This window comes from Microbacterium sp. P2_F9 (genome assembly GCF_056403635.1).
Map to the genome: position 1 here is coordinate 1 of NZ_JBFUFC010000043.1, position 23,271 is coordinate 23,271.

General features: G+C 69.1%; 25 protein-coding genes and 2 tRNA genes. 12 read left to right on the forward strand and 15 right to left on the reverse strand.

The window, feature by feature from the left end; all coding sequences use genetic code 11:
* Positions 1-111: 111 nt before the first annotated feature.
* Positions 112-375, forward strand: a complete 264-nt coding sequence (locus AC1DVT_RS06830) for a hypothetical protein (RefSeq protein WP_457098451.1) — start codon at positions 112-114, stop codon at positions 373-375.
* Between the two features lies 1 nt (position 376).
* Here the strand turns inward: AC1DVT_RS06830 and yczR are convergent, their stop codons facing one another.
* Complete coding sequence (yczR, locus tag AC1DVT_RS06835; protein WP_477387623.1) at positions 377-1,801, reverse strand: MocR-like transcription factor YczR; 1,425 nt, start codon at positions 1,799-1,801, stop codon at positions 377-379.
* Between the two features lie 62 nt (positions 1,802-1,863).
* Here yczR and yczE point away from each other — a divergent pair, with 62 nt between their 5' ends.
* Positions 1,864-2,466 carry a membrane protein YczE gene (yczE, locus tag AC1DVT_RS06840; protein ID WP_457098449.1) on the forward strand — a complete coding sequence of 201 codons (603 nt, stop codon included), beginning with the start codon at positions 1,864-1,866 and terminating at the stop codon, positions 2,464-2,466.
* Positions 2,467-2,487: 21 nt separating this feature from the next.
* Here yczE and AC1DVT_RS06845 read toward each other — a convergent pair whose 3' ends face one another.
* Both AC1DVT_RS06845 and AC1DVT_RS06850 read right to left on the reverse strand, forming a co-directional pair.
* Entirely contained in the window at positions 2,488-2,700 is a 213-nt protein-coding gene (locus tag AC1DVT_RS06845; RefSeq protein ID WP_457098448.1) for a methyltransferase, read from the reverse strand.
* 111 nt (positions 2,701-2,811) lie between these two features.
* Positions 2,812-2,884, reverse strand: a tRNA-Arg gene (locus AC1DVT_RS06850).
* 66 nt (positions 2,885-2,950) lie between these two features.
* Here AC1DVT_RS06850 and orn point away from each other — a divergent pair.
* The 5 genes from orn to AC1DVT_RS06875 all read left to right on the forward strand — a co-directional run bounded on the left by orn (position 2,951) and on the right by AC1DVT_RS06875 (position 4,878).
* Entirely contained in the window at positions 2,951-3,577 is a 627-nt protein-coding gene (orn, locus tag AC1DVT_RS06855) for an oligoribonuclease (RefSeq protein ID WP_477387626.1), read from the forward strand.
* A gap of 38 nt (positions 3,578-3,615) precedes the next feature.
* A tRNA-His gene (locus tag AC1DVT_RS06860) sits at positions 3,616-3,691 on the forward strand.
* 28 nt (positions 3,692-3,719) lie between these two features.
* On the forward strand, positions 3,720-4,067 hold the full coding sequence (locus AC1DVT_RS06865; protein ID WP_457098446.1) for a metallopeptidase family protein: 348 nt from the start codon (positions 3,720-3,722) through the stop codon (positions 4,065-4,067).
* 8 nt (positions 4,068-4,075) lie between these two features.
* Positions 4,076-4,366: an ATP-dependent Clp protease adapter ClpS gene (clpS, locus tag AC1DVT_RS06870; protein ID WP_477387628.1), complete on the forward strand. Its 291-nt coding sequence runs from the start codon at positions 4,076-4,078 to the stop codon at positions 4,364-4,366.
* Positions 4,363-4,878 (forward strand): DUF2017 family protein, encoded by a 516-nt coding sequence (locus AC1DVT_RS06875; RefSeq protein WP_477387630.1) that lies wholly within the window; start codon positions 4,363-4,365, stop codon positions 4,876-4,878. Before clpS ends, AC1DVT_RS06875 begins: the two co-directional genes overlap by 4 nt.
* Before the next feature lie 2 nt (positions 4,879-4,880).
* Here AC1DVT_RS06875 and AC1DVT_RS06880 read toward each other — a convergent pair whose 3' ends face one another.
* The 3 genes from AC1DVT_RS06880 to dinB are packed head-to-tail and all read right to left on the reverse strand — an operon-like array spanning position 4,881 to position 7,074.
* On the reverse strand, positions 4,881-5,474 hold the full coding sequence (locus tag AC1DVT_RS06880; RefSeq protein WP_477387632.1) for a nucleoside/nucleotide kinase family protein: 594 nt from the start codon (positions 5,472-5,474) through the stop codon (positions 4,881-4,883).
* The gene (locus AC1DVT_RS06885; RefSeq protein ID WP_457098442.1) at positions 5,449-5,769 is read right to left on the reverse strand and encodes a hypothetical protein; all 321 of its coding nucleotides are present in this window, start codon (positions 5,767-5,769) and stop codon (positions 5,449-5,451) included. Before AC1DVT_RS06885 ends, AC1DVT_RS06880 begins: the two co-directional genes overlap by 26 nt.
* A gap of 45 nt (positions 5,770-5,814) precedes the next feature.
* Positions 5,815-7,074, reverse strand: a complete 1,260-nt coding sequence (dinB, locus tag AC1DVT_RS06890; RefSeq protein ID WP_477387633.1) for a DNA polymerase IV — start codon at positions 7,072-7,074, stop codon at positions 5,815-5,817.
* 94 nt (positions 7,075-7,168) lie between these two features.
* Between dinB and AC1DVT_RS06895 the strand changes: the two genes are divergently transcribed.
* Entirely contained in the window at positions 7,169-7,558 is a 390-nt protein-coding gene (locus AC1DVT_RS06895) for a RidA family protein (RefSeq protein WP_477387635.1), read from the forward strand.
* A gap of 21 nt (positions 7,559-7,579) precedes the next feature.
* Here the strand turns inward: AC1DVT_RS06895 and gatB are convergent, their stop codons facing one another.
* The 3 genes from gatB to gatC are packed head-to-tail and all read right to left on the reverse strand — an operon-like array spanning position 7,580 to position 10,958.
* A complete protein-coding gene (gene gatB, locus AC1DVT_RS06900) occupies positions 7,580-9,112 on the reverse strand; it encodes an Asp-tRNA(Asn)/Glu-tRNA(Gln) amidotransferase subunit GatB (RefSeq protein ID WP_477387637.1) in 1,533 nt (510 codons plus the stop codon).
* Positions 9,112-10,662 carry an Asp-tRNA(Asn)/Glu-tRNA(Gln) amidotransferase subunit GatA gene (gene gatA, locus AC1DVT_RS06905; RefSeq protein ID WP_477387639.1) on the reverse strand — a complete coding sequence of 517 codons (1,551 nt, stop codon included), beginning with the start codon at positions 10,660-10,662 and terminating at the stop codon, positions 9,112-9,114. The genes gatB and gatA overlap by 1 nt, the downstream gene beginning before the upstream one ends.
* Positions 10,659-10,958, reverse strand: a complete 300-nt coding sequence (gatC, locus tag AC1DVT_RS06910; protein WP_457098437.1) for an Asp-tRNA(Asn)/Glu-tRNA(Gln) amidotransferase subunit GatC — start codon at positions 10,956-10,958, stop codon at positions 10,659-10,661. The genes gatA and gatC overlap by 4 nt, the downstream gene beginning before the upstream one ends.
* Before the next feature lie 68 nt (positions 10,959-11,026).
* Here gatC and AC1DVT_RS06915 point away from each other — a divergent pair, with 68 nt between their 5' ends.
* A complete protein-coding gene (locus tag AC1DVT_RS06915; RefSeq protein WP_477387641.1) occupies positions 11,027-12,733 on the forward strand; it encodes a long-chain-fatty-acid--CoA ligase in 1,707 nt (568 codons plus the stop codon).
* Here AC1DVT_RS06915 and AC1DVT_RS06920 read toward each other — a convergent pair.
* Genes AC1DVT_RS06920 through AC1DVT_RS06945 form a run of 6 tightly spaced genes read right to left on the reverse strand, consistent with a single transcriptional unit; the run spans position 12,730 to position 18,628 of the window.
* Positions 12,730-13,113 carry a PIN domain-containing protein gene (locus AC1DVT_RS06920; RefSeq protein WP_477387643.1) on the reverse strand — a complete coding sequence of 128 codons (384 nt, stop codon included), beginning with the start codon at positions 13,111-13,113 and terminating at the stop codon, positions 12,730-12,732. The genes AC1DVT_RS06915 and AC1DVT_RS06920 overlap by 4 nt on opposite strands.
* A 17-nt stretch (positions 13,114-13,130) precedes the next feature.
* Positions 13,131-13,391: a type II toxin-antitoxin system Phd/YefM family antitoxin gene (locus AC1DVT_RS06925; protein WP_477387645.1), complete on the reverse strand. Its 261-nt coding sequence runs from the start codon at positions 13,389-13,391 to the stop codon at positions 13,131-13,133.
* 38 nt (positions 13,392-13,429) lie between these two features.
* Positions 13,430-13,924 carry a DUF4262 domain-containing protein gene (locus AC1DVT_RS06930; protein WP_477387647.1) on the reverse strand — a complete coding sequence of 165 codons (495 nt, stop codon included), beginning with the start codon at positions 13,922-13,924 and terminating at the stop codon, positions 13,430-13,432.
* A 50-nt stretch (positions 13,925-13,974) separates the two neighbouring features.
* Positions 13,975-16,242 (reverse strand): NAD-dependent DNA ligase LigA, encoded by a 2,268-nt coding sequence (gene ligA, locus AC1DVT_RS06935; protein ID WP_477387649.1) that lies wholly within the window; start codon positions 16,240-16,242, stop codon positions 13,975-13,977.
* A 49-nt stretch (positions 16,243-16,291) separates the two neighbouring features.
* A complete protein-coding gene (gene mnmA, locus AC1DVT_RS06940) occupies positions 16,292-17,389 on the reverse strand; it encodes a tRNA 2-thiouridine(34) synthase MnmA (RefSeq protein WP_477387650.1) in 1,098 nt (365 codons plus the stop codon).
* A gap of 9 nt (positions 17,390-17,398) precedes the next feature.
* On the reverse strand, positions 17,399-18,628 hold the full coding sequence (locus tag AC1DVT_RS06945) for a cysteine desulfurase family protein (RefSeq protein ID WP_477387652.1): 1,230 nt from the start codon (positions 18,626-18,628) through the stop codon (positions 17,399-17,401).
* Between the two features lie 108 nt (positions 18,629-18,736).
* Here AC1DVT_RS06945 and glgX point away from each other — a divergent pair, with 108 nt between their 5' ends.
* From glgX to AC1DVT_RS06960, 3 genes are all read left to right on the forward strand, one after another.
* Positions 18,737-20,824, forward strand: coding sequence for a glycogen debranching protein GlgX (gene glgX / locus AC1DVT_RS06950; RefSeq protein ID WP_477387654.1), 2,088 nt, complete (start codon positions 18,737-18,739; stop codon positions 20,822-20,824).
* Positions 20,825-20,877: 53 nt separating this feature from the next.
* Complete coding sequence (locus AC1DVT_RS06955; protein ID WP_477387656.1) at positions 20,878-22,962, forward strand: alpha-1,4-glucan--maltose-1-phosphate maltosyltransferase; 2,085 nt, start codon at positions 20,878-20,880, stop codon at positions 22,960-22,962.
* A partial coding sequence (locus tag AC1DVT_RS06960; protein WP_477387658.1) for a GlgB N-terminal domain-containing protein occupies positions 22,959-23,271 on the forward strand: 313 nt, incomplete at its 3' end. The genes AC1DVT_RS06955 and AC1DVT_RS06960, both read left to right, overlap by 4 nt.

A 23,271-nucleotide genomic window follows, 5' to 3' on the forward strand; every position in this document is an offset into this window, starting at 1 on the left:
CGAATGGCGAGCCGCGCTCATGTGGACCAGGCGACGTGAGTGGGTCCGTGGGGAGGAGCGGATCGAATGTCGGAGGTCGCACATATCTTCGAATCGAAGGGAGAGGAAATCATGTGGGAGTCCTCCGATCCGAAGCTGGAGAGTCAGCCGCCGCTCGCTGCGGACACGCCGGTGCGCCTCACTTCCGCGGCGCCMGCGCTCTGGCGTGTCGTCGATGCAAGTGGCCGCGTCATCGGGCACCTGCAGGCAAGCGCGCAGCGACAGGGCGTGCGATACCGGGCACGACGGTTCCACACCGCGTCGCGGACGTTCCGCGAACTCGGCGAGTTCTGGTCGGCCGACGATGCGATCGAGTGTCTGCGATTCGCGCGCTGAATCAGACCACGGATTCCAGGTGATGGCTGGCCACGACCGGCGCACCCGCTCGAACGTGGGGCCACGCGTCGGCGAGGATGTCGACCGCTTTCTCGAGGTCCTCGGGCGACGCGGTGAAAGGCAGCCGCAGATGGCGATCGTGCCCGCCGTCGACCGCGAATCGCGGGCCCGCCGACAGGAGCAGCCCACGGGGGCGGACGTCCATGACCAGGGCGGGACTCAGCGGTGCGTCGAGCTCGATCCACAGCGACACTCCCCCGCCGGTGTCCGGAACGCTCCACTCGGGGAGACGGCGCGCCAGTGCTGCCGCCGCTGCGTCGCGACCGGCGCGCAGCAGGTGGGAACGCTGCGCCGCGATCTCGGTGAATCGAGGCAGCACCCTGGCGGCAACGGCCTGTTCGAACTCGGGGGTGCCGAGGTCGTGCGCCGAACGCGCTGCCACGAGCCGGCGGATGAGTTCGCTCTGCCCGCGGATCCAGCCGACCCGCAGTCCGCCCCAGACTGTCTTGCCCAGGGAGCCGATCCGCACGACGAGCGCCGGATCGCCGTCGCTGAATCCCCGTTCGACCGGCCCGCGGTCGATGTCGAGGTCGCCCGTCGTCTCGTCCAAGATCAGTACCGTTCCGGCTCGCTCGGCCGCGTGCAGGAACGCCGCTCGCTCCGTGGCCGTCATGGAGCGGCCCGTGGGGTTCTGGAAGTCGGGCATCAGGTATGCCGCAGCGGGAAGCGTGCGGGCGAAAGCCTGCTCCGCACGATCGAGGTCCCAGCCGTGCCCGGTCGTCACCGGCACCCCGACCAGCCGGGCCCCCGCGCGGCGGAAGGTGTCGGCCGCGTGCGGGTAGGTCGGTGTCTCCATGACCAGGCGATCACCCCGGCCGAGCACGACGGACGCCAGCAGATGGATGGCGGACTGCGCCCCCGTGGTCACCATGACGTCACCCGRGTCGGTCGGGAGCCCGCGGCTCTCGTAGTGAGCGGCGATCGCCGAGCGCAGCTCGAGGCTCCCGAGCACGTCGTAGCCGGAGCGGGCGACGAGCGATGCCGCATCGAGCGCCACCTCCGCCATGACACCGGCCAAACCAGGCCAGGCTGGGGGGCTCGCCTGCTGCAGATCGATCGCTCCCTCGCCGCCGGCGTGGCTGCCCGGGTCCCGTCGCTGAAGCGCGAGGGTGACACTGCCCGATCCGCGCAGGCTCGCGATATGTCCGGTGTCACGCAGGCTGCGGTATGCCGCGGTCACCGTGCTGCGGCTGAGACGCAGAGCTGCCGCCAGCTCACGCTCCGCGGGGAGCACCGTGCGCGGAGCGAGCCGGTTGTCGAGGCAGAGCAGACGGATGCCGTCGGCCAGCGCCTCATAGGCGGGCTCGCGCGTGCGCCACCCGCCGAGAGCGGCCGCGAGCGCACGAGCGGAGATGCGGGAATCCATGCGGCCACATTAGTCGAATTGGCCTGCTATGCCCATGCCAATAGTGCGATTGGATGGTGGCTATGACGCGCCGAGTACTCCAACTGCTGATCGGGCTCGCCCTCTACGGGACGGGCTGCGCCCTGACCATCGAGGCAGGGCTCGGCGTGGATCCCTGGACGGTCTTCGCCCAGGGCGTCTCGCTGCACACCGGAATCGGCATCGGCTGGGTGACCAACATCATCGGGTTCCTCGTGCTGCTGCTGTGGATCCCCCTGCGCCAGAAGCCGGGCGTCGGGACGATCGCGAACATCCTGCTGGTGGGAACCAGCATGCAGGTGGCCCTCTGGGTCATCCCCCCGGTCCACGGTCTGCCCGCTCAGATCGCGACGCTGGTCGGCGGAATCCTGCTCGTGGCGCTGGCATCCGGCCTCTACATCGGCGCGCGCTTCGGACCCGGTCCGCGCGACGGGCTGATGACCGGCATGCACGCCCGCCTCGGCTGGCCGATCTGGGCGTGCCGAGGGCTCGTCGAGGTGACGGTTCTCATCGCGGGCTGGCTGCTCGGCGGAAACGTCGGGATCGGCACCGTGCTCTTCGCGGCCGCGATCGGGCCGCTGGTCCACGTCGCACTTCCGCTCCTGGACACGCAACGCGCACCGCAGCGGGTGCCCGCGCGGACATGATCGTCCGACCTCAGGTCGAGGTCAGTGCTCGCGGAACTGCGGCCAGTCGCTTCCCGGCGTCAGATGGCTGTGCAGCGCGCTCTTCGCGATCTCCATGGTGGGGTAGGTTCCCGACGGCTCGGATGCCCCGGCCATCGTCACCCGGTACCCGTCGTCTTCCTTGCGAATGCTGCCGACGACTCCGGATTCGCCATAGGCGACCCAGAGCGAATGGTGCGACTCGGTCGTGCTCATCGTCGAACTCCCTTCGGATGACTCGACGGTATGCCTCGCAACCCGAGACCGCCATGCGCCGCGCGAAGGTCTCAGGATTCCGGGAGGAACCGACCGAGAATCCCTGCAGTGTGCCCCCGGCAGGATTCGAACCTGCGACCAGCGGATTAGAAGGCCGCTGCTCTATCCACTGAGCTACGGGGGCTGACATCTCCAGGGTAGACGATGCCCCGCGCCGCCCCTGTCGGAGCGCATCATTAGGATGGGTACCATGGTGGGCGCTTCCGAGAACGATCGTCTCGTCTGGATCGACTGCGAGATGACGGGACTCGATCTCGAAGTCGACGAACTCGTCGAGATCGCCGTCGTCATCACAGACTTCGAGCTCAACGCCGTGGATGCCGGTTTCCAGATCGTCATCCGTCCCGACGACTCCGCGCTGACCCATATGAGCGAGTTCGTCCGGGACATGCACGCCAGCTCAGGACTCCTCGATGAGATCCCCGAGGGCGTCAGCACCGCCGACGCCGAATTCCAGGTGCTGGAGTACATCCAGCGCTTCGTTCCCCTGCAGGGCAAGGCACCCCTCGCGGGCAACACGATCGGCACCGATCGCATGTTCCTCGCGAAGTACATGCCGCGGGTCGATCGCTGGCTGCACTACCGCAACATCGATGTCTCGAGCATCAAAGAGCTCTCGCGCCGGTGGTATCCCCGCGCCTACATCCACGCCCCTGGCAAGGACGGTGGCCACCGCGCGCTCGCCGACATCCGTGAATCGATCCGCGAGCTCGCGTACTACCGCCAGGCGGTCTTCGTGCCGCAGCCGGGCCCGACGAGCGACGGCGCCCGTGCGGCCGCGGCATCCGTGGTGTCCGCGTTCGCCGCGCGGGTGTGAGAGAATCGTTTGGTCGCCCGCGCAGGTGGGAAGACATGGTGGGTATAGCTCAGTTGGTAGAGCGCGGCCTTGTGGTGGCCGATGTCGCGGGTTCGAGCCCCGTTACTCACCCCAATTTCACCGTTGAACCGGCGGGCGAACGATGATCATGGATGCCGCGGCGTTCGAGCAGCTCGTCATCGACGAACTCGATCAGCTTCCGGATGACATGGTCGACGGTCTCGACAACATCGTCTTCGTGGTCGAGGATCGGCCGGAAGACGGCAGCCTCGACCTCCTCGGGCTGTATGACGGCTGGGCGCTCACCGAGCGGGAGCGCTACGGCATCGGCGAGCTCCCCGATCGCATCATCATCTTCCGGGAACCGCACCTTGCCGAGTGCGACTCGGAGGACGAGCTGCGCGACGAGATCCACACGACCCTCGTCCACGAGATCGCCCACTTCTACGGGATCGATGATGATCGCCTCCACGAGTTGGGCTGGGCATGATTTCCGCAATGCTCGAATCGGAGACGTCCGAGCGGGTGCACCTCGACTCGCAGCACGCCGCCGCCCGCCCATGGCAGGCCGTGGTGTGGAACGACCCCGTGAATCTCATGAGCTACGTGGTGCACGTCTTCCGCGAGTACTTCGGTTACTCACGCCCCGAGGCCGAGCGCCTCATGCTGGCCGTGCACAACGCAGGCCACGCCGTCGTCGCGGAGGGCCCGCGCGAGCAGATGGAACTCCACGTGCACGCGATGCACGACTACGGCCTGTGGGCCACCGTTCGAAAGGCGCCTGAATGACCGGCGAGCGCACGACCGTCCTCGAACTGACCCGGATGGAAGCCGCCCACCTGGCCGGCCTGGTCACGCAGTTCGAAGAGCTCATTCAGGGTGCCGACGACGGCGCGCCCGAAGATCCCGCGATCGCGAGGCTCGTCCCCGACGGCTACACGGACGATCGGGAGGCTGCCCAGGAGTTCCGCGGGCTGACGCAGCGCGACCTGCTCGACCGGCGAGAGTCGGATGCCGCTCGGGTGCTCGCGAGTCTGCACGAGACCCCGGGCCTTCCGGCGGAAGGGTCCATCACCGACCCCTCCGACGCAACGCTGCTCGAAGTGATGCAGCTCCGGCTGGATCCCGAAGACCTGCAGGCGTGGCTGCGCACGCTGGCCGCGCTGCGCCTCGTCCTCGCCTCCCGCCTCGGCATCACGACCGAGGAGGATCACGATGGCGACGATCCGCGCTTCGGGATCTATGACTGGCTCGGATTCCGCCTCGACGGTCTTGTGCGCGCAGCCGACGAGATGTTCTGACTTCAGGGCATCGCGAACACGTGCGTCGCGTGACGCTGGGGATCGTCACGTGAGAGGTGGCGCTCCTCCTGCTCGGCCCACTGGTTCCAGTGCGGTCGATACGTCTCGCCGTCGCGCGCGAGCGCGCGCCGCTTGCGCGCGTCCGCCGGAGCTTCGAGCCAGACTCGGACGTCCCCCAGTCGCGCCGTCGTCGGAGTGAGCAGGCCGGACCCTTCGACGATCAGAGGCAGCGACGGGTCGACCGCGTGCGCTTCGGCATAAGCGGAGCCTTCCCAGTCCCACCGCTGCCAGACCCCGAGGATGCCACGGCCATGGGGCGTCAGGATGAGCTCCCGTGCGGCCTCCACGCCGTCCTGCAGCCCGTCCCAGCCGGGGTAGACCTGGTCGAGTGCGACGAGCTGCACACGGCCGTGCATGGGCCAGCGTGCGACGAGTTCGCGCGCGAGCGTCGTCTTGCCCGCGCCGCTGCGGCCGTCGATGAGCACCACCGGATTGGAAGCGCCCAGCCCGCGCACCGCGTCGAGGATGCGCGTCGCCGCAGCATCCAATGCGGCGGCGAGCGGGTCGGGATTACCTCTTGAGTGCGCGGATGACACGGCTGAGGGTGCGACCCACGACCCACACGAACGGGATCGCGACGGCGACGAGCGACACGATGTTCGGCTCGAACCGCAGGTCGTCTCCCTTGCGCACGTATCCGCCGAGGGGAACAGACCATCCGCCGCCACCGCCCCCGCCGTTCCCGACTTCGTCGGAGCCGCCGCCGAACCCCGACCAGGTCAGGGCGACAGGGATGAGCGTGACGCCGTCTAGTTCTCTCGCCTCGCCATAGGCGCTGCTGACGCCGAAGGACGCGGACTGCTTGCCGAGCTCGAGTGCGATGTTGGGCATGCCACCACGCTACCGGTCGAGCCCGCACCTGCCCAGAGGCGCGTCTCACTCTCCCGCGGGCGGTCGCGGGTTGGAGGGCAGCGTGCCTCCACCTCGACCCTTGCCGAGGAGGGTCGCGCGGGTGACCGCGCCGCGCCCGAATCGGGCCGCTGCGCCGTCGAGCGCGCCTTCGATGCGACGCCAGTCCTCGTCGTCGTCCCACAGGGTGAGCGCGGCCGAGCCGCCCGGACGCAGCTTCTCGGCGCGGATGCCGATGAGGCGCACCGGCAGCGCCAGCTCGATCGACGCGAACAGCTCGTGCGCGGCATCCCCGATCCGCTGGCCGACGGCCGTCGGCTCCGGCAGCGTCTGCGAGCGTGAGATCGTGGTCCAGTCCGCGAAGCGCACCTTGATCGCGATCGTGCCGGCTTCCCACCCCTGTGCGCGCAGGCGTGCGCCCACCTTGTCGGCGAGGCGACGCAGTTCCGAGCGCAGGACGGCGTCATCGGAGATGTCCTCATGGAACGTCTCCTCGTGGCCGACACTCTTGTCGACGTGATGGGTGTCGACCCGGCGCGGGTCCTCGCCGCGCGCGAGATGCCAGATCCGGGCGCCCATCGCCGGGCCGAGCGCACGTTCGAGCACCGGACGCGGGGTGTCGAGCACATCGGCGACGGTGTGGATGCCGCGACCGTCCAGCGCCTCGGCGGCCTTCGGTCCGATCCCCCACAGCGCGCGGACCGACAGCGGACGCAGGAACGCCTCGGTGTCGGCTTCGGCCACGATCAGCAGACCGTCGGGCTTGCTGACGGTGGAGGCGATCTTCGCGACGTGCTTGGTGGCCGCGACGCCGATGCTGCAGGTGAGTCCGGTGTCGTCCTTCACGCGGCGCCGCAGCGTCAGGGCGATCTCGCCCGGACTCCCCCACAATCGTCGGGCGCCGCGCACGTCGAGGAACGCCTCGTCGATCGACAGCGGCTCGACGAGGGGCGTCACGTCGCGGAAGATCTTCATGACCTGGGCGGACATCTCGAGGTAGCGGTCGAAGTGCGGGAGCACCACGATCGCCGTCGGGCACAGGCGCAGCGCCTGACTGACCGGCATCGCGGACCGCACCCCGAAGCGACGCGCCTCATACGAGGCGCTCGACACCACGGAGCGGCTCTCGGGCGCCCCGATGATGATGGGCTTGCCGCGGAGCGACGGGTCATCGAGCACCTCCACGGAGGCATAGAACGCGTCCATGTCCACGTGCAGGATGCCGGCTCCGGTGTCGTCGGCGCCCTCCAGCGAGACGATCCGGCCTGATCCATCGCCGCGTCCCATGGTTCGATTCTGCCCTTCCCCGGTGACATGCACCGCTTCCCTGTGTCGGTGGCCGGTGGGAGCCTGGTCGCACACCGATCGAAGGAGAGCAGGCATGACCGTCACTCACGTGAACCCGGACTCACTTCACAAGAACCCGGCATTCAGCCAGGGGGTCATCGTCGAAGGACCAGGTCGATTCGTCTTCGTCGGCGGGCAGAACGGCGTCGGCAGCGAAGGCGCGATCGTCGCAGACGACCTCCCGAGCCAGACCCGTCAGGCGCTGCTGAACCTCATCGCCGTCCTCGAGGCGGCCGGCGCGACGCCGGCCGACGTGGTGACGATGAACGTCAACCTCGTCGCTCCCGCCGACATCGCGGAGGCATTTCCCGTGGTCGGCGAGGTATGGGGACCGCATCCCGCAGCCGTCACCGTGCTTCAGGTCGCTGATCTCGGCCCGGACGGCGCCCTGGTCGAGATCAGTGCCATGGCGTTCACGACCTGATTCAGGCCGTTCCGGCGCCGATCACAGCGTCGCGGCGCGCTCGAGGACCAGTTCGCGCACGCGCGCGGCATCCGCCTGGCCCTTCATCGCCTTCATCACCGCGCCGATGACCGCTCCGGCGGCCTGAACCTTGCCGTCGCGGATCTTCTCGAGCACGTCGGGCTGCGAGATGAGCGCCTGGTCGATGGCCGCGATGAGCGCGCCGTCGTCCGAGACCACAGCGAGACCGCGAGCGTCGACGACCTCCTGCGGGGTCCCCTCCCCTGCGATGACGCCCTCGAGCACCTGACGGGCCAGCTTGTCGTTGAGCGCGCCCGAATCGACGAGCGACTGCAGCGCGACGATGTCAGCCACCGAAACGAGCTCGGCCGGCTCGCGATCGGTCGCGTTGGCGATGCGGGCGATCTCGCCAGTCCACCACTTGCGAGCGGCGGCAGGCGTGGCGCCCGCGGCCACGGTGGCCTCGACTTCGACGAGCAGCCCGCTGTTGACCACGCCCTGGAAGTCGAGGTCGGTGAACCCCCAGTCCGTCTTCAGGCGGCGACGCCGCACGGCCGGCGGCTCGGGCAGCGCTTCGCGCAGCTCTTCGATCAGTTCGAGGGAAGGCGCGACCGGCAGCAGATCAGGCTCGGGGAAGTAGCGGTAATCGTCGGCATCCGACTTCGGACGACCCGGCGAGGTCGTGCCGGTGTCTTCATGCCAGTGCCGCGTCTCCTGGGTGATCGTGCCGCCCGCGGCGAGGATGGCCGCCTGACGCTGGATCTCGTAGCGGACGGCACGCTCGACGGAGCGCATCGAGTTGACGTTCTTCGTCTCGGTGCGCGTGCCGAGCGGTGCAGCCGGCTCACCCTCGGCGGTGCGCGGACGCAATGACACGTTCGCGTCGCAGCGCAGGTTGCCGCGCTCCAGGCGGGCGTCGGAGATGCCGAGGCCGATCACGATGTCGCGGATGGTCTGGACGTACGCCTTGGCGATCTCGGGTGCGCGGTGCTCGGCTCCGTAGATGACCTTGGTGACGATCTCGACGAGCGGCACGCCCGCGCGGTTGTAGTCGACGAGCGAGTATTCGGCACCCTGGATGCGGCCGGTCGAGCCTCCGACGTGCGTGAGTTTGCCGGCATCCTCCTCCATGTGCGCCCGCTCGATCGGAACCGTGACGGTGGTGCCGTCGGCGAGTTCCACGTCGACGGATCCCTCGAAGGCGATGGGCTCGTYGTACTGCGAGATCTGATAGTTCTTGCCGAGGTCCGGGTAGAAGTAGTTCTTCCGGGCGAACCGGCTGGAGGGCGCGATCGAGCAGCCGAGCGCGAGGCCCAGGCTGATCGAGTAGCGCACGGCCTCCTCGTTGACCACGGGCAGTGAGCCCGGCAGACCGAGGTCGACCGGGGCGACGAGCGTGTTGGGCTGCGCGCCGTGGTTGCGGGAGTGCGCCGGGTTCGCAGCGGCGGAGAACATCTTGGTCTCGGTGTTCAACTCGACGTGCACCTCGAACCCGAGCACGGGCTCGAAGCGCGAGAGCGCCTCGTCGAAGTCCATGAGTGCGGCCTTGGCCATCAGCGTCCCCCTTCTGTCGCGTGCGCCTCGACCGTTTGCTGAGCCTGTCGAAGCACGGGCGCCCGATCCAGCAGCGGCCCGCCCCACTTTTCGACGAGCAGCGCCTCGAGGGCCGCCCCGACACGGTACAGGCGGGCGTCCTGACGAGCCGGCGCGAGGAACTGGATGCCGACCGGCAGGCCGTCCTCCTCGGCGAGCCCGGACGGGATGGAGATCCCGGGGACGCCGGCGAGGTTGGCTGGAATCGTGGTGACGTCGTTGAGGTACATCTGCAGCGGGTCGTCGATCTTCTCGCCGAGTTTGAACGCGGTGGTGGGCGCGGACGGCGTCGCGATCACGTCGACCTGCGCGAAGGCTTCATCGAAGTCCCGCTGGATGAGCGTGCGGACCTTCTGCGCGGAGCCGTAGTAGGCGTCGTAGTAGCCGGCCGACAGTGCGTAGGTGCCGAGGATGATGCGGCGCTTGACCTCGTCGCCGAAGCCGGCGTCGCGGGTCGCCGCCATGACCTCTTCGACCGTCGCGTTGGCGTGCGGCGTGACCCGCATGCCGAAGCGCACCGAATCGAACTTGGCCAGATTGCTGGATGCCTCGGCGGGGAGGATCAGGTAGTACGCAGCGACTCCGTATTCGAAGTGCGGAGCACTGATCTCGACGATCTCGGCGCCCTGCGCCTCCATCGTGGCGAGCGCGGCCCGGAACGACGCGGAGACGCCTGACTGGAAGCCGCTGTCGGGCAGTTCGCGGATGACGCCGACCTTCAGGCCGCGCAGCACATCGCCGCGCGCTCCTTCGCGGGCGGCCTCGGCGAACGAGGGCCACGCGTCGGTGAGCGAGGTCGAGTCGTGCGGGTCGTGGCCGCCGATGACGTCGTGGAGGAGCCCGGCGTCGAGCACCGTGCGTGTGACCGGCCCGACCTGATCGAGGCTCGACGCGAGTGCGATCGCACCGTAGCGGCTCACGCCGCCGTAGGTCGGCTTGATGCCGACGGTGCCGGTGACGTGGGCCGGCTGGCGGATCGAGCCACCGGTATCCGAGCCCAAGGCGAGGGGAGCTTCGAAGGCCGCCACAGCCGCGGCGGACCCACCGCCGGAGCCACCGGGAATCCGATCGAGATCCCAGGGGTTGTGCGTCGGACCGTATGCGGAGTGCTCGGTCGACGAGCCCATCGCGAACTCGTCCATGTTGGTCTTGCCGAGCGGCACGAGCCCCGCGGCACGAGCGCGGGCGACGACGGTCGCATCGAACGGCGAAAGGTAGCCCTCGAGGATCCTCGAACCGCTCGTCGAGGGCATGTCGGTCGTGACCAGCACGTCCTTGATCGCGAGCGGCACGCCGGCCAGCGGCCCGACGTCCTCGCCCGCGGCGCGCCGGCGGTCGATGTCTGCTGCGACGTCGAGTGCGTGGTCGCTCACGTGCAGGAAGGCATGGATGTCGCCGTCCACGGCTGCGATCCGGTCAAGGTGCGCCTGCGTGGCCTCCACACTCGAGACCTCGCCGGAACTGAGCTTCGCCGCGAGGTCCGCGGCGGTGAGCCTGATCAGATCGCTCACTGCTCCTCCCCCAGGATCGCGGTCACGCGGAAACGGCCATCCGCGGCATCCGGCGCATTCTGCAGCGTCTGCGCGAGGGTGAGCATTTCGCCCACCTCATCGGGGCGGAAGATGTTCTGCAGGGCGATCGGGTGGCTCGTCGCCGGCACATCGGGGGTCGCCACCTGGGAGACCTTCGCGATGTTGTCGACGATCACGTCGAGCTGCCCCGTGAGGCGCTCGACCTCCTCGTCGTCCAGCTGGATCCGGGCGAGCACACCGAGATGGCGCACGAGATCAGGGGTGATTTCAGACACCAGACAAGTCTAGGCGGTCACCGCTGGGCGCCCTGTGGGGCGGCCACCCGCGAGGCTAGGCTGTGGCCGTGACGACGACATATGAGCCTMCTCGCCCTTGGATTGCCAGCTATGCCGAAGGCGTCCCGGCCGACCTCGAACCGGTGACGGGATCGCTCCTCGATGTCGTGGCGGCGTCGGTGCGCGACTACCCGGACGCGACCGCGCTGCAGTTCTTCGGCCGCGAGACCAGCTACCGCGCGATGCAGGAGGCGATCGACCGCGTCGCCGCCGGTCTCAAGGCGCGTGGGGTGGGCGCAGGCGACCCTGTGGCGATCGTCCTGCCCAACTGCCCGCAGCACATCATCGCCTTCTACGCGATCCTGCGGCTCGGGGCCGTGGTGGTCGAGCACAACCCGCTCTACACGCCGCGTGAGCTGCGCAAGCAGTTCGAGGATCACGGCGCCAAGCACGCCATCGTGTGGAGCAAGGTCGTCGCGACCGTGCAGGAGTTCCCGGCCGATCTGCAGGTCTCGACCCTCATCTCCGTCGACGTCACGAAGGCCATGCCCCTCCTGACGCAACTCGCCTTGCGCCTGCCGATCGCCAAGGCCCGGGAGTCTCGGGAGGCTCTCACCACACGTGTCAGCGGCGCGATCTCCTGGGAGGAGATGACCGGAACGGCGCCGCTTCCGGCCACCCACCCCAAGCCCGGCACCGACGATCTCGCGATCATCCAGTACACGAGCGGCACCACGGGCACTCCGAAGGGTGCGGCGCTCACGCATCGCAACCTGCTCTCGAACGTCGAGCAGGCGCGCGCGTGGGTGCCATCGATCCGTCGCGGCGAAGGCTGCGTCGTCTACGCCGTCCTGCCGATGTTCCATGCCTACGGACTCACGCTGTGCCTGACCTTCGCGATGTCGATGGGTGCCCGGCTGGTGCTGTTCCCGAAGTTCGACCCCGACCTCGTGCTCGAAGTCACCAAGAAGCATCCCGCGACCTTCCTTCCCCTCGTCCCCCCGATCGCCGAGCGGCTCCTGCGCGCGGCCAACGAGAAGGGGATCTCCCTCGCGGGGACCGAGGTCGCCATCTCCGGCGCGATGGCCCTCCCGCACGAACTCGTCGTTCCGTTCGAGGCCAACTCGGGCGGGTTCCTCGTCGAAGGCTACGGACTGAGCGAGTGCTCGCCGGTGCTCATGGCGAACCCGGTCGCCACGAGTCGCGTGCCCGGCACGGTCGGTCTCCCTCTGCCGGCCACGGAGTGCCGKGTCGTCGATCCCGACGATCCGACGACGGATGTCGCGCCTGGCGAGCGCGGTGAGCTGCTCGTGCGCGGACCCCAGGTGTTCAAGGGCTACTACGGCAAGCCCGAGGAGACCGCGGAGGTCTTCATCGGTGACTGGTTCCGCACCGGCGACATCGTCACGATCGACGAGGCGGGCTTCGTGCGCATCGTCGACCGAATCAAGGAGCTCATCATCACCGGCGGCTTCAACGTCGCACCCACCGAGGTCGAGAACGCGCTGCGCCAGCACCCGGACGTGGAGGATGCGGCTGTCGTCGGACTACCCAACGCAAAGTCCGGTGAAGAGGTCGTCGCGGCGATCGTCCTGTCGCCCGGCGCGGGCGAGCTGGACGTCGAGGCGATCCGCGAGTTCTCCCKCGGCATCCTCACCCCGTACAAGGTGCCGCGGCGCATCTTCGTCGTCGATGAGCTGCCGAAGTCGCTCATCGGCAAGGTGCTGCGCCGCCAGGTGCGCGAGTCGCTGCTGCGCCTCAACTCCGGCACCTAGACCCGCATCACGGCAACCCCCGGTGCGCCATCGAGCGCGTCGAAGTCGGCATCCTGCGTGACAACGGGCAGGTTGTTCGCGGCGGCGATCGCCGCGATCCAGAGATCGTTCACCTCCATCCGTCTGCCGTGCTCACGCAGGAAGAGTCGGAGTCGTGCCCATTCGTGTGCGGCCCCAGAGGTCGCTTCGAGAACCTCGATATCGGCGATGCGGTCGAGCGTGGCGAGGCGGCGCGCGCGTGTCTCGACATCGGCTGCCGCCAGCACGCCGAGTTCCAGCTCGGCGAGGGTGACGACCGTGGTCACGATACGGTCGATGTCGGCTGACTCATCGAGCCGGTGACCCACCTCGTGCGCGACCAAAACCGATGTGTCCGCCACTCCGACCTTCGATCCGCTCACCACTCGATGCCCGCCTCATCGGTCATCTCGCCCGCCAGTTCCCGCAGCTCTTCGCGCAGGCCCGGATCAGCTTGGTTCTTCGGCATACGAGTGACGAACTCTCGCCATGGAATCGGGCGCCGTCGCCTCGAGTCGACAGGGATGAGGCGAGCGACCGGGTGCCCGTGGACCGTGATCGTGACGTCCTCACCTGCCTCGACACGTCGGATCACGGCTGCCGTATCGTTTCGCAGTTCCCGCACCGGAATCTCTGCCATATCGGCAGTGTAGCGCTCCGTAGGTCTGCGTAGCACATTCAATCGGCCCGGAATTTGCCGGGGCGCGGCTGAATCCACGCGGCGTTGTCGTAGCCGTCTTCCCACGGGAACCGGCCGTGGCGGTCGTCGTAGGTGAGCTGGAAGGCATCCACGGAGTATTCGTCGGGGCGCTGATAGAAGCGGTTGGCCGCGAAGAGGATCTCCGCGGGATTCGGGAGGGTCTCCACGGTGGCGCGGTGAGCCCACCCCTCGAACGTGAGAAGGGCCCCGGCGACGAGATCGCCGCCCGCCCGCACCCGGGCGGAGACGTCATTGAGCAGCAGAGTCGCAGTGCGCATGTCGAGACCGAAGACGAGGAGTTCGGGGTGCCCCATCCCCCAGAGCCCCACCGTGTAGGCGAACGGCGTCTCTTTGGCGCGCATGTCACCGATGATGTACTCGACGCACGTGCCATGGGTGCGGATCGTCTGTGCGGTACGCTTGTCCTCCTGGTCGAGCCAGGCCTGGATCGCGGGGTCGTGTGCAATGGTCATGTTCAGTTCCTTTCTCGAGGAACTCGAGATTAGAACATACCTACGACACTTCAGTCGAGCGCGGCCGGCCCTTGAGTGACAAGCAGGTGGAACTGCGCGGCATCCAGAATCCGGATGCCGAGCTCCTCGGCCTTCGCGAGCTTCGACCCGGCACCAGGGCCGGCGGCGACGAAGTCGGTCTTCTTCGACACGCTCGAGGCGGCCTTGCCGCCTGCCGTGATGATCGCCTCCTGCGCGCCCTCGCGGGAATAGCCCTCGAGCGCGCCGGTCGCAACGATGGTGAGTCCATCGAGCAGTCCGCCTTCGACCACGGATGCGCCGGGTCCAGGGTGACCGGGGGTGGCGAGCTGCGCGCCCGCCGTGGCCCAGCGCTCGACGATGTCGCGATGCCAGTCGACCGCGAACCAGTCGATCAGCGAGTCGGCGATGATCCCGCCCACGCCCTCGACCGCGGCCAGCTCGTCACGTGAGGCCGCCCGGATCGCCGCGACTGAGCCGAACCACTGCGCAAGCGCCCGGGCGGCCACGGGACCGACGTGACGGATGTTCAGCGCGACCAGGAAGCGCCACAGGTCCTTCGTCTTGGCGATCTCGAGGTTCGCGAGCAGCTGCGTCGCCGAAGCGGAGAGGATGTGGGTCGCGTCGCCGTCGAACGCGCCATCGGGGTCGAACGGAGTGTCTGACTTCTTCCGCTGCCGACGGAACGGCGAGCGCGTATCGGGCTCACCATCCTCGAGCAGCCGCGGCAGCCCGGTCTCGGCGTCCCGCACGACGACATCGATCCCAAAGAGGTCTTCTGGGCGAAGGTCGAAGAGGCCGGCTTCGGTCGGCAGCGGCGGCACCTCGGGGCGGACGGGCTGAGTGAGCGCCGCCGCCGAGACCTCGCCCAGACCCTCGATGTCGAGCCCCCCGCGCGAGCCGATGTGCTCCACCCGGCCACGCACCTGGGCCGGGCACGAGCGTGCGTTCGGACACCGCAGATCGATGTCGCCTTCCTTCGACGGCGCCAGCGGCGAGCCGCACTCCGGGCATGCGGCGGGCATGACGAAGGCCCGCTCGGTGCCGTCGCGGAGCTCGACGACCGGCCCGAGCACTTCGGGAATGACGTCTCCCGCCTTGCGGATGACGATCGTGTCGCCGATCAGAACGCCCTTCGCCTTGACGACGTCCTGATTGTGGAGCGTCGCCTGCCGGACGACGCTGCCCGCCACGCGCGCCGGCTCCATCACGGCGAACGGCGTCGCCCTGCCGGTGCGACCGACCGAGACGACGATGTCGAGCAGCTTGGTGTTGACCTGCTCGGGCGGGTACTTGTAGGCGATCGCCCAGCGCGGCGCGCGGCTCGTGGCGCCCAGCTCGTCGTGCAGCGCGAGCTCGTCGACCTTGACGACGACGCCGTCGATCTCGTGCTCGACGTCGTGCCGATGCTCGCCGTAGTGCCGGATGAACTCATCGGCGCCGGCGGGTGAGTCCGCGACCCGGAAGTAGGCGCTCGTCGGCAGCCCCCACGAGGCGAGCAGGGCGTACACCTCGCTCTGCGTCGACACCGGCGGGTCGGGCCAGGCGCCGATCCCATGCACGGTCAGGCGCAGCCGCGAGAGCCGTTCGTGCATGGCCTGCAGCTGGCGCTCGTTCTTGCCCTCGGACTTCTGCCGCAGGGACCCGGATGCCGCGTTCCGCGGGTTCGCGAAGAGCCGATCACCCGCCTTCTCCTGGTAGGCGTTGAGCGACTCGAAGTCGGCGACGTTGAAGAACACCTCGCCGCGCACTTCCACCAGGTCGGGATGGCCATCACCCGCGAGCACGTGCGGGATGCCGTTCAGCCGCCGCACGTTCTCGGTGACGTCTTCGCCGACGCGGCCGTCGCCGCGGGTGGCCGCGGACACCAGTCGCCCGCGCTCGTAGCGGAGCGACAGCGCCAGCCCGTCGATCTTGAGCTCGCACAGGAAGTGCACCGGCCGGCCGGCGTCGCGCTGCACCTTCGCGGCCCAGGCCAGCAGCTCCTCGTCGCTGAAGACGTTGTCGAGGCTCAGCATGCGCTCGGCGTGCTCGACCGGGGCGAAGAGGGTGCCGGAGGCCGCCCCGACGCTCAGCGTCGGCGAGTCCTGCCCCTGCAGCTCCGGGTGCAGCCGTTCGAGGGCTTCGAGCCGGTGCATCCAGCCGTCGTAGGTCGCATCGTCGACGAGCTCGGCATCCCGCCCGTAATACGCGTCGCGCGCGTCGATGATGCGCTCGATGAGCCCTTGAACCTGGGTTCTGGCCTCCTCGAGGCTCAGCGCCTCGAGCTCGGCGAGATCGGTCGTGTCTCCTGCTGCCACTTGGCCAGTTTAGGCAGGGCCTCCGACGTTCACACGGGGCGAAGCGCGCTCACACCGCCGCGGGAACCGCCGAGACCGTGCGGTCGATGGTGAACTGGCCGATGACGCGGGTGCCGTCGTAGAGCACCGCCGTCTGCCCAGGGGCGACCCCGTCGAACGGCGTCTCGGGGACGACAGTGACCATGCCCCCCGCGAGCGAGGCGTGCGCCGGCACCGGGTCGGCGTGCGCGCGGATCTGCACATGGCACGAGAACTGCGAGGCTGCCGGAGCGCGCCCCGCCCAGGTGAATCGCTCCCCCGCGATCTCGGCGCACGCGAGCGCCTCCTTCGGACCCACCACGACGGTGTTGGAGATCGGACGCACCTCGAGCACGAAACGCGGTTTGCCGTCCGCGGCGGGCACGCCGAGCGAGAGTCCGCGCCGCTGCCCGACCGTGAACGCGTGCGCACCCTCGTGCGTCCCCACGACCGCGCCGGAGCGATCCAGGATCTCCCCCCGCTCGGCGCCCACCTTGTCGGCGAGCCAGCCGCGGGTGTCCCCGTCGGGGATGAAGCAGATGTCGTGGCTGTCCGGCTTCTGCGCCACCGTCAGTCCGCGTGCCTCGGCCTCGGCGCGCACGAGGGCCTTGGACGGCGTCGCACCGAGGGGGAAGTACGTGTGGGCGAGCTGCTCGGCCGTCAGCACGCCGAGCACGTAGGACTGGTCCTTCGCGGCATCCGATGCCCGGTGCAGTTCCCGACCTTCGACGCCATCGACGAGCGCCGCGTAGTGGCCCGTGCACACCGCGTCGAAGCCGAGCTCGATCGCGCGCTCCAGCAGCGCCGCGAACTTGATCTTCTCGTTGCAGCGCATGCAGGGGTTCGGGGTGCGGCCGGCGCGGTACTCCGCGACGAAGTCGTCGATCACGTCGTCGCGGAAGCGCTCCGAGAAATCCCAGACGTAGAACGGGATCCCGAGGCGGTCCGCGGCACGACGGGCATCCATCGCATCCTCGATCGTGCAGCACCCGCGACTGCCCGTGCGCAGCGTGCCGCCCGCACGCGACAGTGCCAGATGCACGCCGACGACATCGTGGCCGGCGTCGACGGCACGCGCCGCCGCAACGGCGGAATCGACACCGCCGCTCATCGCCGCAAGGATCCGCATGAACCCAGTCTACGAACCCGCTGCTGAGCGGGTGCCGGATGATCTCGATACACCCGCTTCGCGGGCACTCGATCCGGCGGCCGCAGCCCGAGCCCGCTCGACGGCTCCGGGCAGCGCGGCGAGCACGGCATCCACATCGTCCACGGTGGACGTGCGGCCGAGGGTGAGGCGCAGCACCTGGCGGGCCTCGGCGTCGGATCGCCCCAGCGCCCGCACGACGTGCGACGGCTCCGCGACACCCGCCTGGCACGCAGATCCGGTGGAGGCCGAGATTCCGGCGTGATCCAGGAGGAACAGGATGGACTCCCCCGGTGCACCGGGAAAGTGCAGGTGCGCATTCCCGGCCAGCCGGTCGACCGGGTCGCCCAGCAGCTCGGCGTCGGGGATCCGGTCGCGCACCCCCTGCACGAGGCGGTCGCGCAGCTGCGTGAGGCGTGCGGTCTCCTGCGCGAGGTCGGCGACGGCGAGCTCGGCGGCGACGGCGAACGCGGCGGCGCCCGCGACGTCCTGGGTGCCCGCGCGCAGTCCGCGCTGCTGACCCCCGCCGTGCAGCAGCGGCGCCAGCCCCGCGGAGCGCGCCGCGACCAGCGCTCCGACACCCACCGGACCGCCGAGCTTGTGCGCGGCCACGCTCAACGCGACCAAGCCAGATCCGCTCGGAGCCGCGCCACGCCACGCGGAGAAGTTCAGAGGGAGGTGGCCGAACGCGGCGATCGCGTCCAGATGCAGGGGAACGTCAGCCGCAGCGGATGCCGCCGCCAGCGCGGCCGCGTCGTTCACCGTGCCCACCTCGTTGTTCGCCACGAGAGCGGTGGCGGCCGCCGCGCCGTCGAGCGCAGCCGCGAACGCATCAACGGGAATGCGGCCCTGCCGATCGAGGCCGACCGCGCGGACGTCTGCCCCCTCGTGGGCGGCCAGCCACTCGGCGGTGTCGAGGGTGGCGTGGTGCTCGCCGTCCGGGAGGACGAAGGCGGCGCGACCGGGCTGCCGCGACCACCACAGCCCCTTCAGCGCGAGGTTCACCGACTCGGTGCCCCCGGAGGTGAAGACGACCTCGATGGCATCACAGCCGAGGGTCTCGGCCAGCCTCTCCCGCGACTCTTCGAGCAGGCGGCGCGCCGATTGTCCATCCCCGTGAATGGATGAGGGGTTCCCGACGGTCTCGGCCGCCTTCAGCCACGCCTCGCGAACCTCGGCGCGCATGGGCGTCGTGGCGGCGTGATCGAGATAGACCGGCATCCGCTTCTCCGCCCTTCCCCACGCTCATCGCTCCCGGCCCGAGTCCCAGGAACTCCGGCATCGGGTCTCGTAACGTCTGCGACTCACAGCACAGTTATGGTAGTCCGCATGGCCAGTGCCGACCCCCTCGCCCAGCGCGCACTCGACGATCTGCTCAGCCCAGACCTCGACGATCTGGGCGTCACACTCACGGCCGACGGGGGCAGACTGCGCGTGTGGTCCGCGAACGCGTCCGCGGTGGAGCTCGTCATCTTCGACGAAAGCGACCTCGATTGGATCACGGTCGTCCTGCCGCTGGAACGGACGGAGGGCGACGTCTGGACTGTCACAACGCCGCTCCTTCGCCCGGGCACTCCCTACGGAGTGCGCGTCGACGGTCCCCTCGGCGCCGGCAACCTCTTCAACCCCGAGACCATCCTCATCGAGCCCTACTCGAAGGGCGTCGTCCGCGGCGGCACCGAGGAGCGCAGATCGCTCGTGATCGATGAGGGGTTCGACTGGGGCGGAGTGGGCAAGCCCGCGGTCCCGCTGGACCGCACGGTGCTCTACGAGGGACACGTGAAGGGCCTGTCGAAGCGGCACCCGCAGGTGCCCGCCGCGCTCCGCGGCACGTATGCCGGCCTCGCCCACCCGGCGATGATCGAGCATTTCCACACTCTGGGGATCACGAGCATCGAGCTCCTGCCGGTGCACACCTTCGCGACCGAGCCGCGGCTGCTTCAGCACGGTCTCGTGAACTACTGGGGATACAACACCCTCAATTTCTTCTCACCGCATGCCCCGTACGCCACGCTCGAGAGCCGCCTCCGCGGTCCCGAGGCGGTGCTCCGCGAATTCAAGGGCATGGTCAAGCTCCTGCACGAGGCGGGACTCGAGGTCATCCTCGACGTCGTGTACAACCACACGGCCGAACTGCAGATCGGCGAGCCCCGCTCGAGCTTCCGCGGCATCGACAATCAGTCGTACTACCGCCAGCACGACGACGGCGCGTACATCGATCTCACCGGGTGCGGCAACTCCATCAATACGGCGACGGATGCCGCGGCACGGCTCGTGCTGGACTCCCTGCGGTACTGGGCGAACGACCTGCAGATCGACGGCTTCCGCTTCGACCTGGCCGCGACGCTCGGCCGGGACGAAGCGCACTCCTACACGAGGGAGCATCCGCTGCTGCAGGCCATCGTCGAGGATCCCACGCTTGCCGGAGTGAAGATGATCGCCGAGCCATGGGACGTCGGCATGGGCGGCTGGCAGACGGGGAACTTTCCCGACGGCTGGATCGAATGGAACGACCGGTACCGCGATCGCGTCCGCAACTTCTGGCTCAGCGACGTCGATTACGCCCGACGCGCCTCCGTCTCTCCGGTCGGCGTCGGCGGCTTCGCGAACCGCCTCGCGGGCTCGGCGAACACCTTCAGCGCCGAACGCGGCCCCCTCGCGGGCGTCAACTTCATCACCGCCCACGACGGATTCACCCTCCACGATCTGGTCTCGTACGACGTCAAGCACAACCTCGGCAACGGCGAGCACAACCGCGATGGAGCGGACACGAACCGCTCCTTCAACCACGGCACCGAGGGACCGACCCAGGACGAGGGGGTTCTGGCGACGCGCCGCAGGGCGATGCGCAATCTGCTCGGCACGCTCCTGCTTTCCGCCGGGATTCCGATGCTCACCGCGGGTGACGAGTTCGCGCGCACGCAGCGGGGCAACAACAACGCGTACTGCCACGATTCGGCACTCACCTGGCTTTCCTGGGACCACGCCCCGTGGCAGGACGATCTGGCGGCCCACGTCCAGCGGCTCATCGCCCTGCGCCGCGACAACCCCGCCCTCCGACCGAGCCGATTCGCACGCCTCGACGAACCCACCCCGTCGGCATCGGACATGGACTGGTACGACGAGAACGGCGAGACGATGTCGATCGAGCGCTGGACGAACCCGCAGCACCGAACGCTGCAGTATGTCGCGACATCCACTCCCCAGCATGAGGACTTCAACCGCATCCTGCTCATGGTCCACGGGACCGAGCGCGCCACCGCGGTGACCCTCCCGGAGATCGACGGAGTCACCTCCTACGTGTCGCTCTGGTCGAGCGCGGACGAACGGCCTGCAGATGAGCGCCCACTGCATCTGCCCGGCGATGTCGTGCGCCTCCCCGGCACCTCGATGCACCTCTTCCGCGCCGACGGATGACGTCGCGCCTGCCGTCACTGTCATCGTCATTCGCCGCACGGTAGGTTCAAGGAGTGGTCACGACTTCGCGCGGCGCGCACGCCCCGTCCTGGCGGAGCATCTCCGCCATCCCCGTCCGACCTGCGATTGCCGAGCGGGCTGAAGTCGGCACGTACACCGGACGCGTACCGCAGCTGCTGCCCGCTCCCGCGGTGCCCGGCGGTGGCTTCCGGCCGAAGGGATACGTCGGCGAGGTCATTCCGTTCCGGGTGACCGCGTTCCGCGAGGGTCACGATGTCATCGGCGTGCACGTGCGCCTCTTCTCCCCCTCCGGCGACGAATCCCTGCATCGGCTCACGGCGCTGCACGATGGCTTCGACCGTTGGGAGACCGCGATCGCACCCCTCGAACAGGGGGTCTGGTCCTTCCGGTTCGAGACGTTCAACGACGACTTCGCCACGTGGGAGCACGCCGCCGATCTCAAGATCGAGGCGGGCGTGGACGTCGCGCTCATGCGCGAGTCCGGTGCCCTCCTCTTCGACCGCGCTGCCGCCGAGAAGGCCCGCCCCCTMGCCGAGCGACGGGTGCTGAAGGATGCCGCGGCGCGCCTGCGCGACGACGGCGTCGATGACGCCGGGGCCCTCGTGATCGTGCGCGACCCTGCGATCGCCCGTCTGTTCGCCGACCGTCCGATGGCAACCCTGACGACGATCGGCCCTCGCCTCGAGCTGCTGGTGGAGCGTGAGCGCGCGGGCGTCGGAGCCTGGTACGAATTCTTTCCCCGCTCCGAGGGCGCGCGCCGGCTGAAGGACGGCTCGATCAAGAGCGGCACCTTCCGGTCCGCCATCAAGCGGCTCCCCGCGGTGGCCGCGATGGGCTTCGACGTGCTCTACCTGCCGCCGATCCACCCGATCGGGCGCCTCAACCGCAAGGGCCCGAACAACACGCTCGACCCGCAGCCCGGTGACCCGGGCTCGCCGTGGGCGATCGGGGCTGCCGAGGGCGGTCACGACACGGTGCACCCCGACCTCGGCACGCTCGCGGACTTCCGCGCCTTCGTGCGGGCGGCCCGGGCCGAGGGGCTGGAAGTGGCGCTCGACCTCGCGCTGCAGGCGGCCCCGGATCACCCCTGGGTGGCGGCGCACCCTGAGTGGTTCACGACGTTGCCCGACGGCTCGATCGCGTACGCCGAGAACCCGCCCAAGAAGTACCAGGACATCTATCCGATCAACTTCGACAACGACCCCGAGGGGATCCGCGCCGAGGTGCTGCGCGTCGTCCGCCACTGGATCGCACAGGGCGTGAAGATCTTCCGCGTCGACAATCCGCACACCAAGCCGCTGCAGTTCTGGGAATGGCTGATCGGCACCGTGACGGCGGCGCAGCCGGATGCCGTGTTCCTCGCCGAGGCCTTCACCCGCCCTGCACCCATGCGCGGTCTCGCCGCAGCCGGATTCCAGCAGAGCTACTCCTACTTCACGTGGCGCAACACCAAGGAAGAGCTCGAGGAGTTCCTCGGATCGATCGCACACGAGACAGCGGACTACCTGCGGCCGAACCTCTTCGTGAACACCCCGGACATCCTCACCGAGTACCTGCAATTCGGAGGGAAGCCCGCGTATCGGATCCGTGCGGCGATCGCGGCGACCGGCGCGCCGCTCTACGGCGTCTACGCGGGATACGAGCTCTTCGAGAACGTCGCACGTCCAGGCGCCGAGGAGAACATCGACAACGAGAAGTACGAGTACAAGGTCCGCGACTGGGCCGGCGCCGAAGCCCGCGGCAACTCGCTCGCTCCTTTCCTCACCCGGCTCAACGAGATCCGCCGCGCCCATCCCGCGCTCGGCCAGCTGCGCACCTTCACCGCGCACTGGAGCGACGACGATGCCGTGCTCGTCTACTCCAAGCACATCGACGCCGCGCTCTCGCCGACCGGCAAGGCCGACACCATCATCGTCGTCGCGAACGTCGACCCGCACTCGGTGCGCCAGACGATGGTCCACCTGGATACCCGGATCTGGGGCGTCGCCCCCGGCGAGCCGTTCGAGGTGGAAGAGCTGCTCACCGGAGAGCAGTGGACCTGGTCGGATCACAACTTCGTCCGGCTCGACGCCTTCGCCGAGCCGGTGCACATCCTCCACGTCAAGGAGCCACGATGACCCCGCTCGATGACCATCTGATCGACGCGGTCGCCGCCGGTTCCCACCACGATCCGCACGCTGTGCTCGGCATCCATCCCGGATCGGACGCGCAGGGCGCCGCCGAGTGGACCGTCCGGGCCCGCCGGCCACTGGCGCAGAGCGTGACCGCCGTCTTCGCCGACGGCACCGAGGTGCCGCTCGAGCACGTGCGCTCCGGCATCTGGGAGGGAACGCGTGCGGGCGAGGCCGGCGCGTACAACCTCGTCACGACCTACCAGGACGGGCCGGACTTCAKCGCCGACGACCCGTACCGGCACACCCCGACGC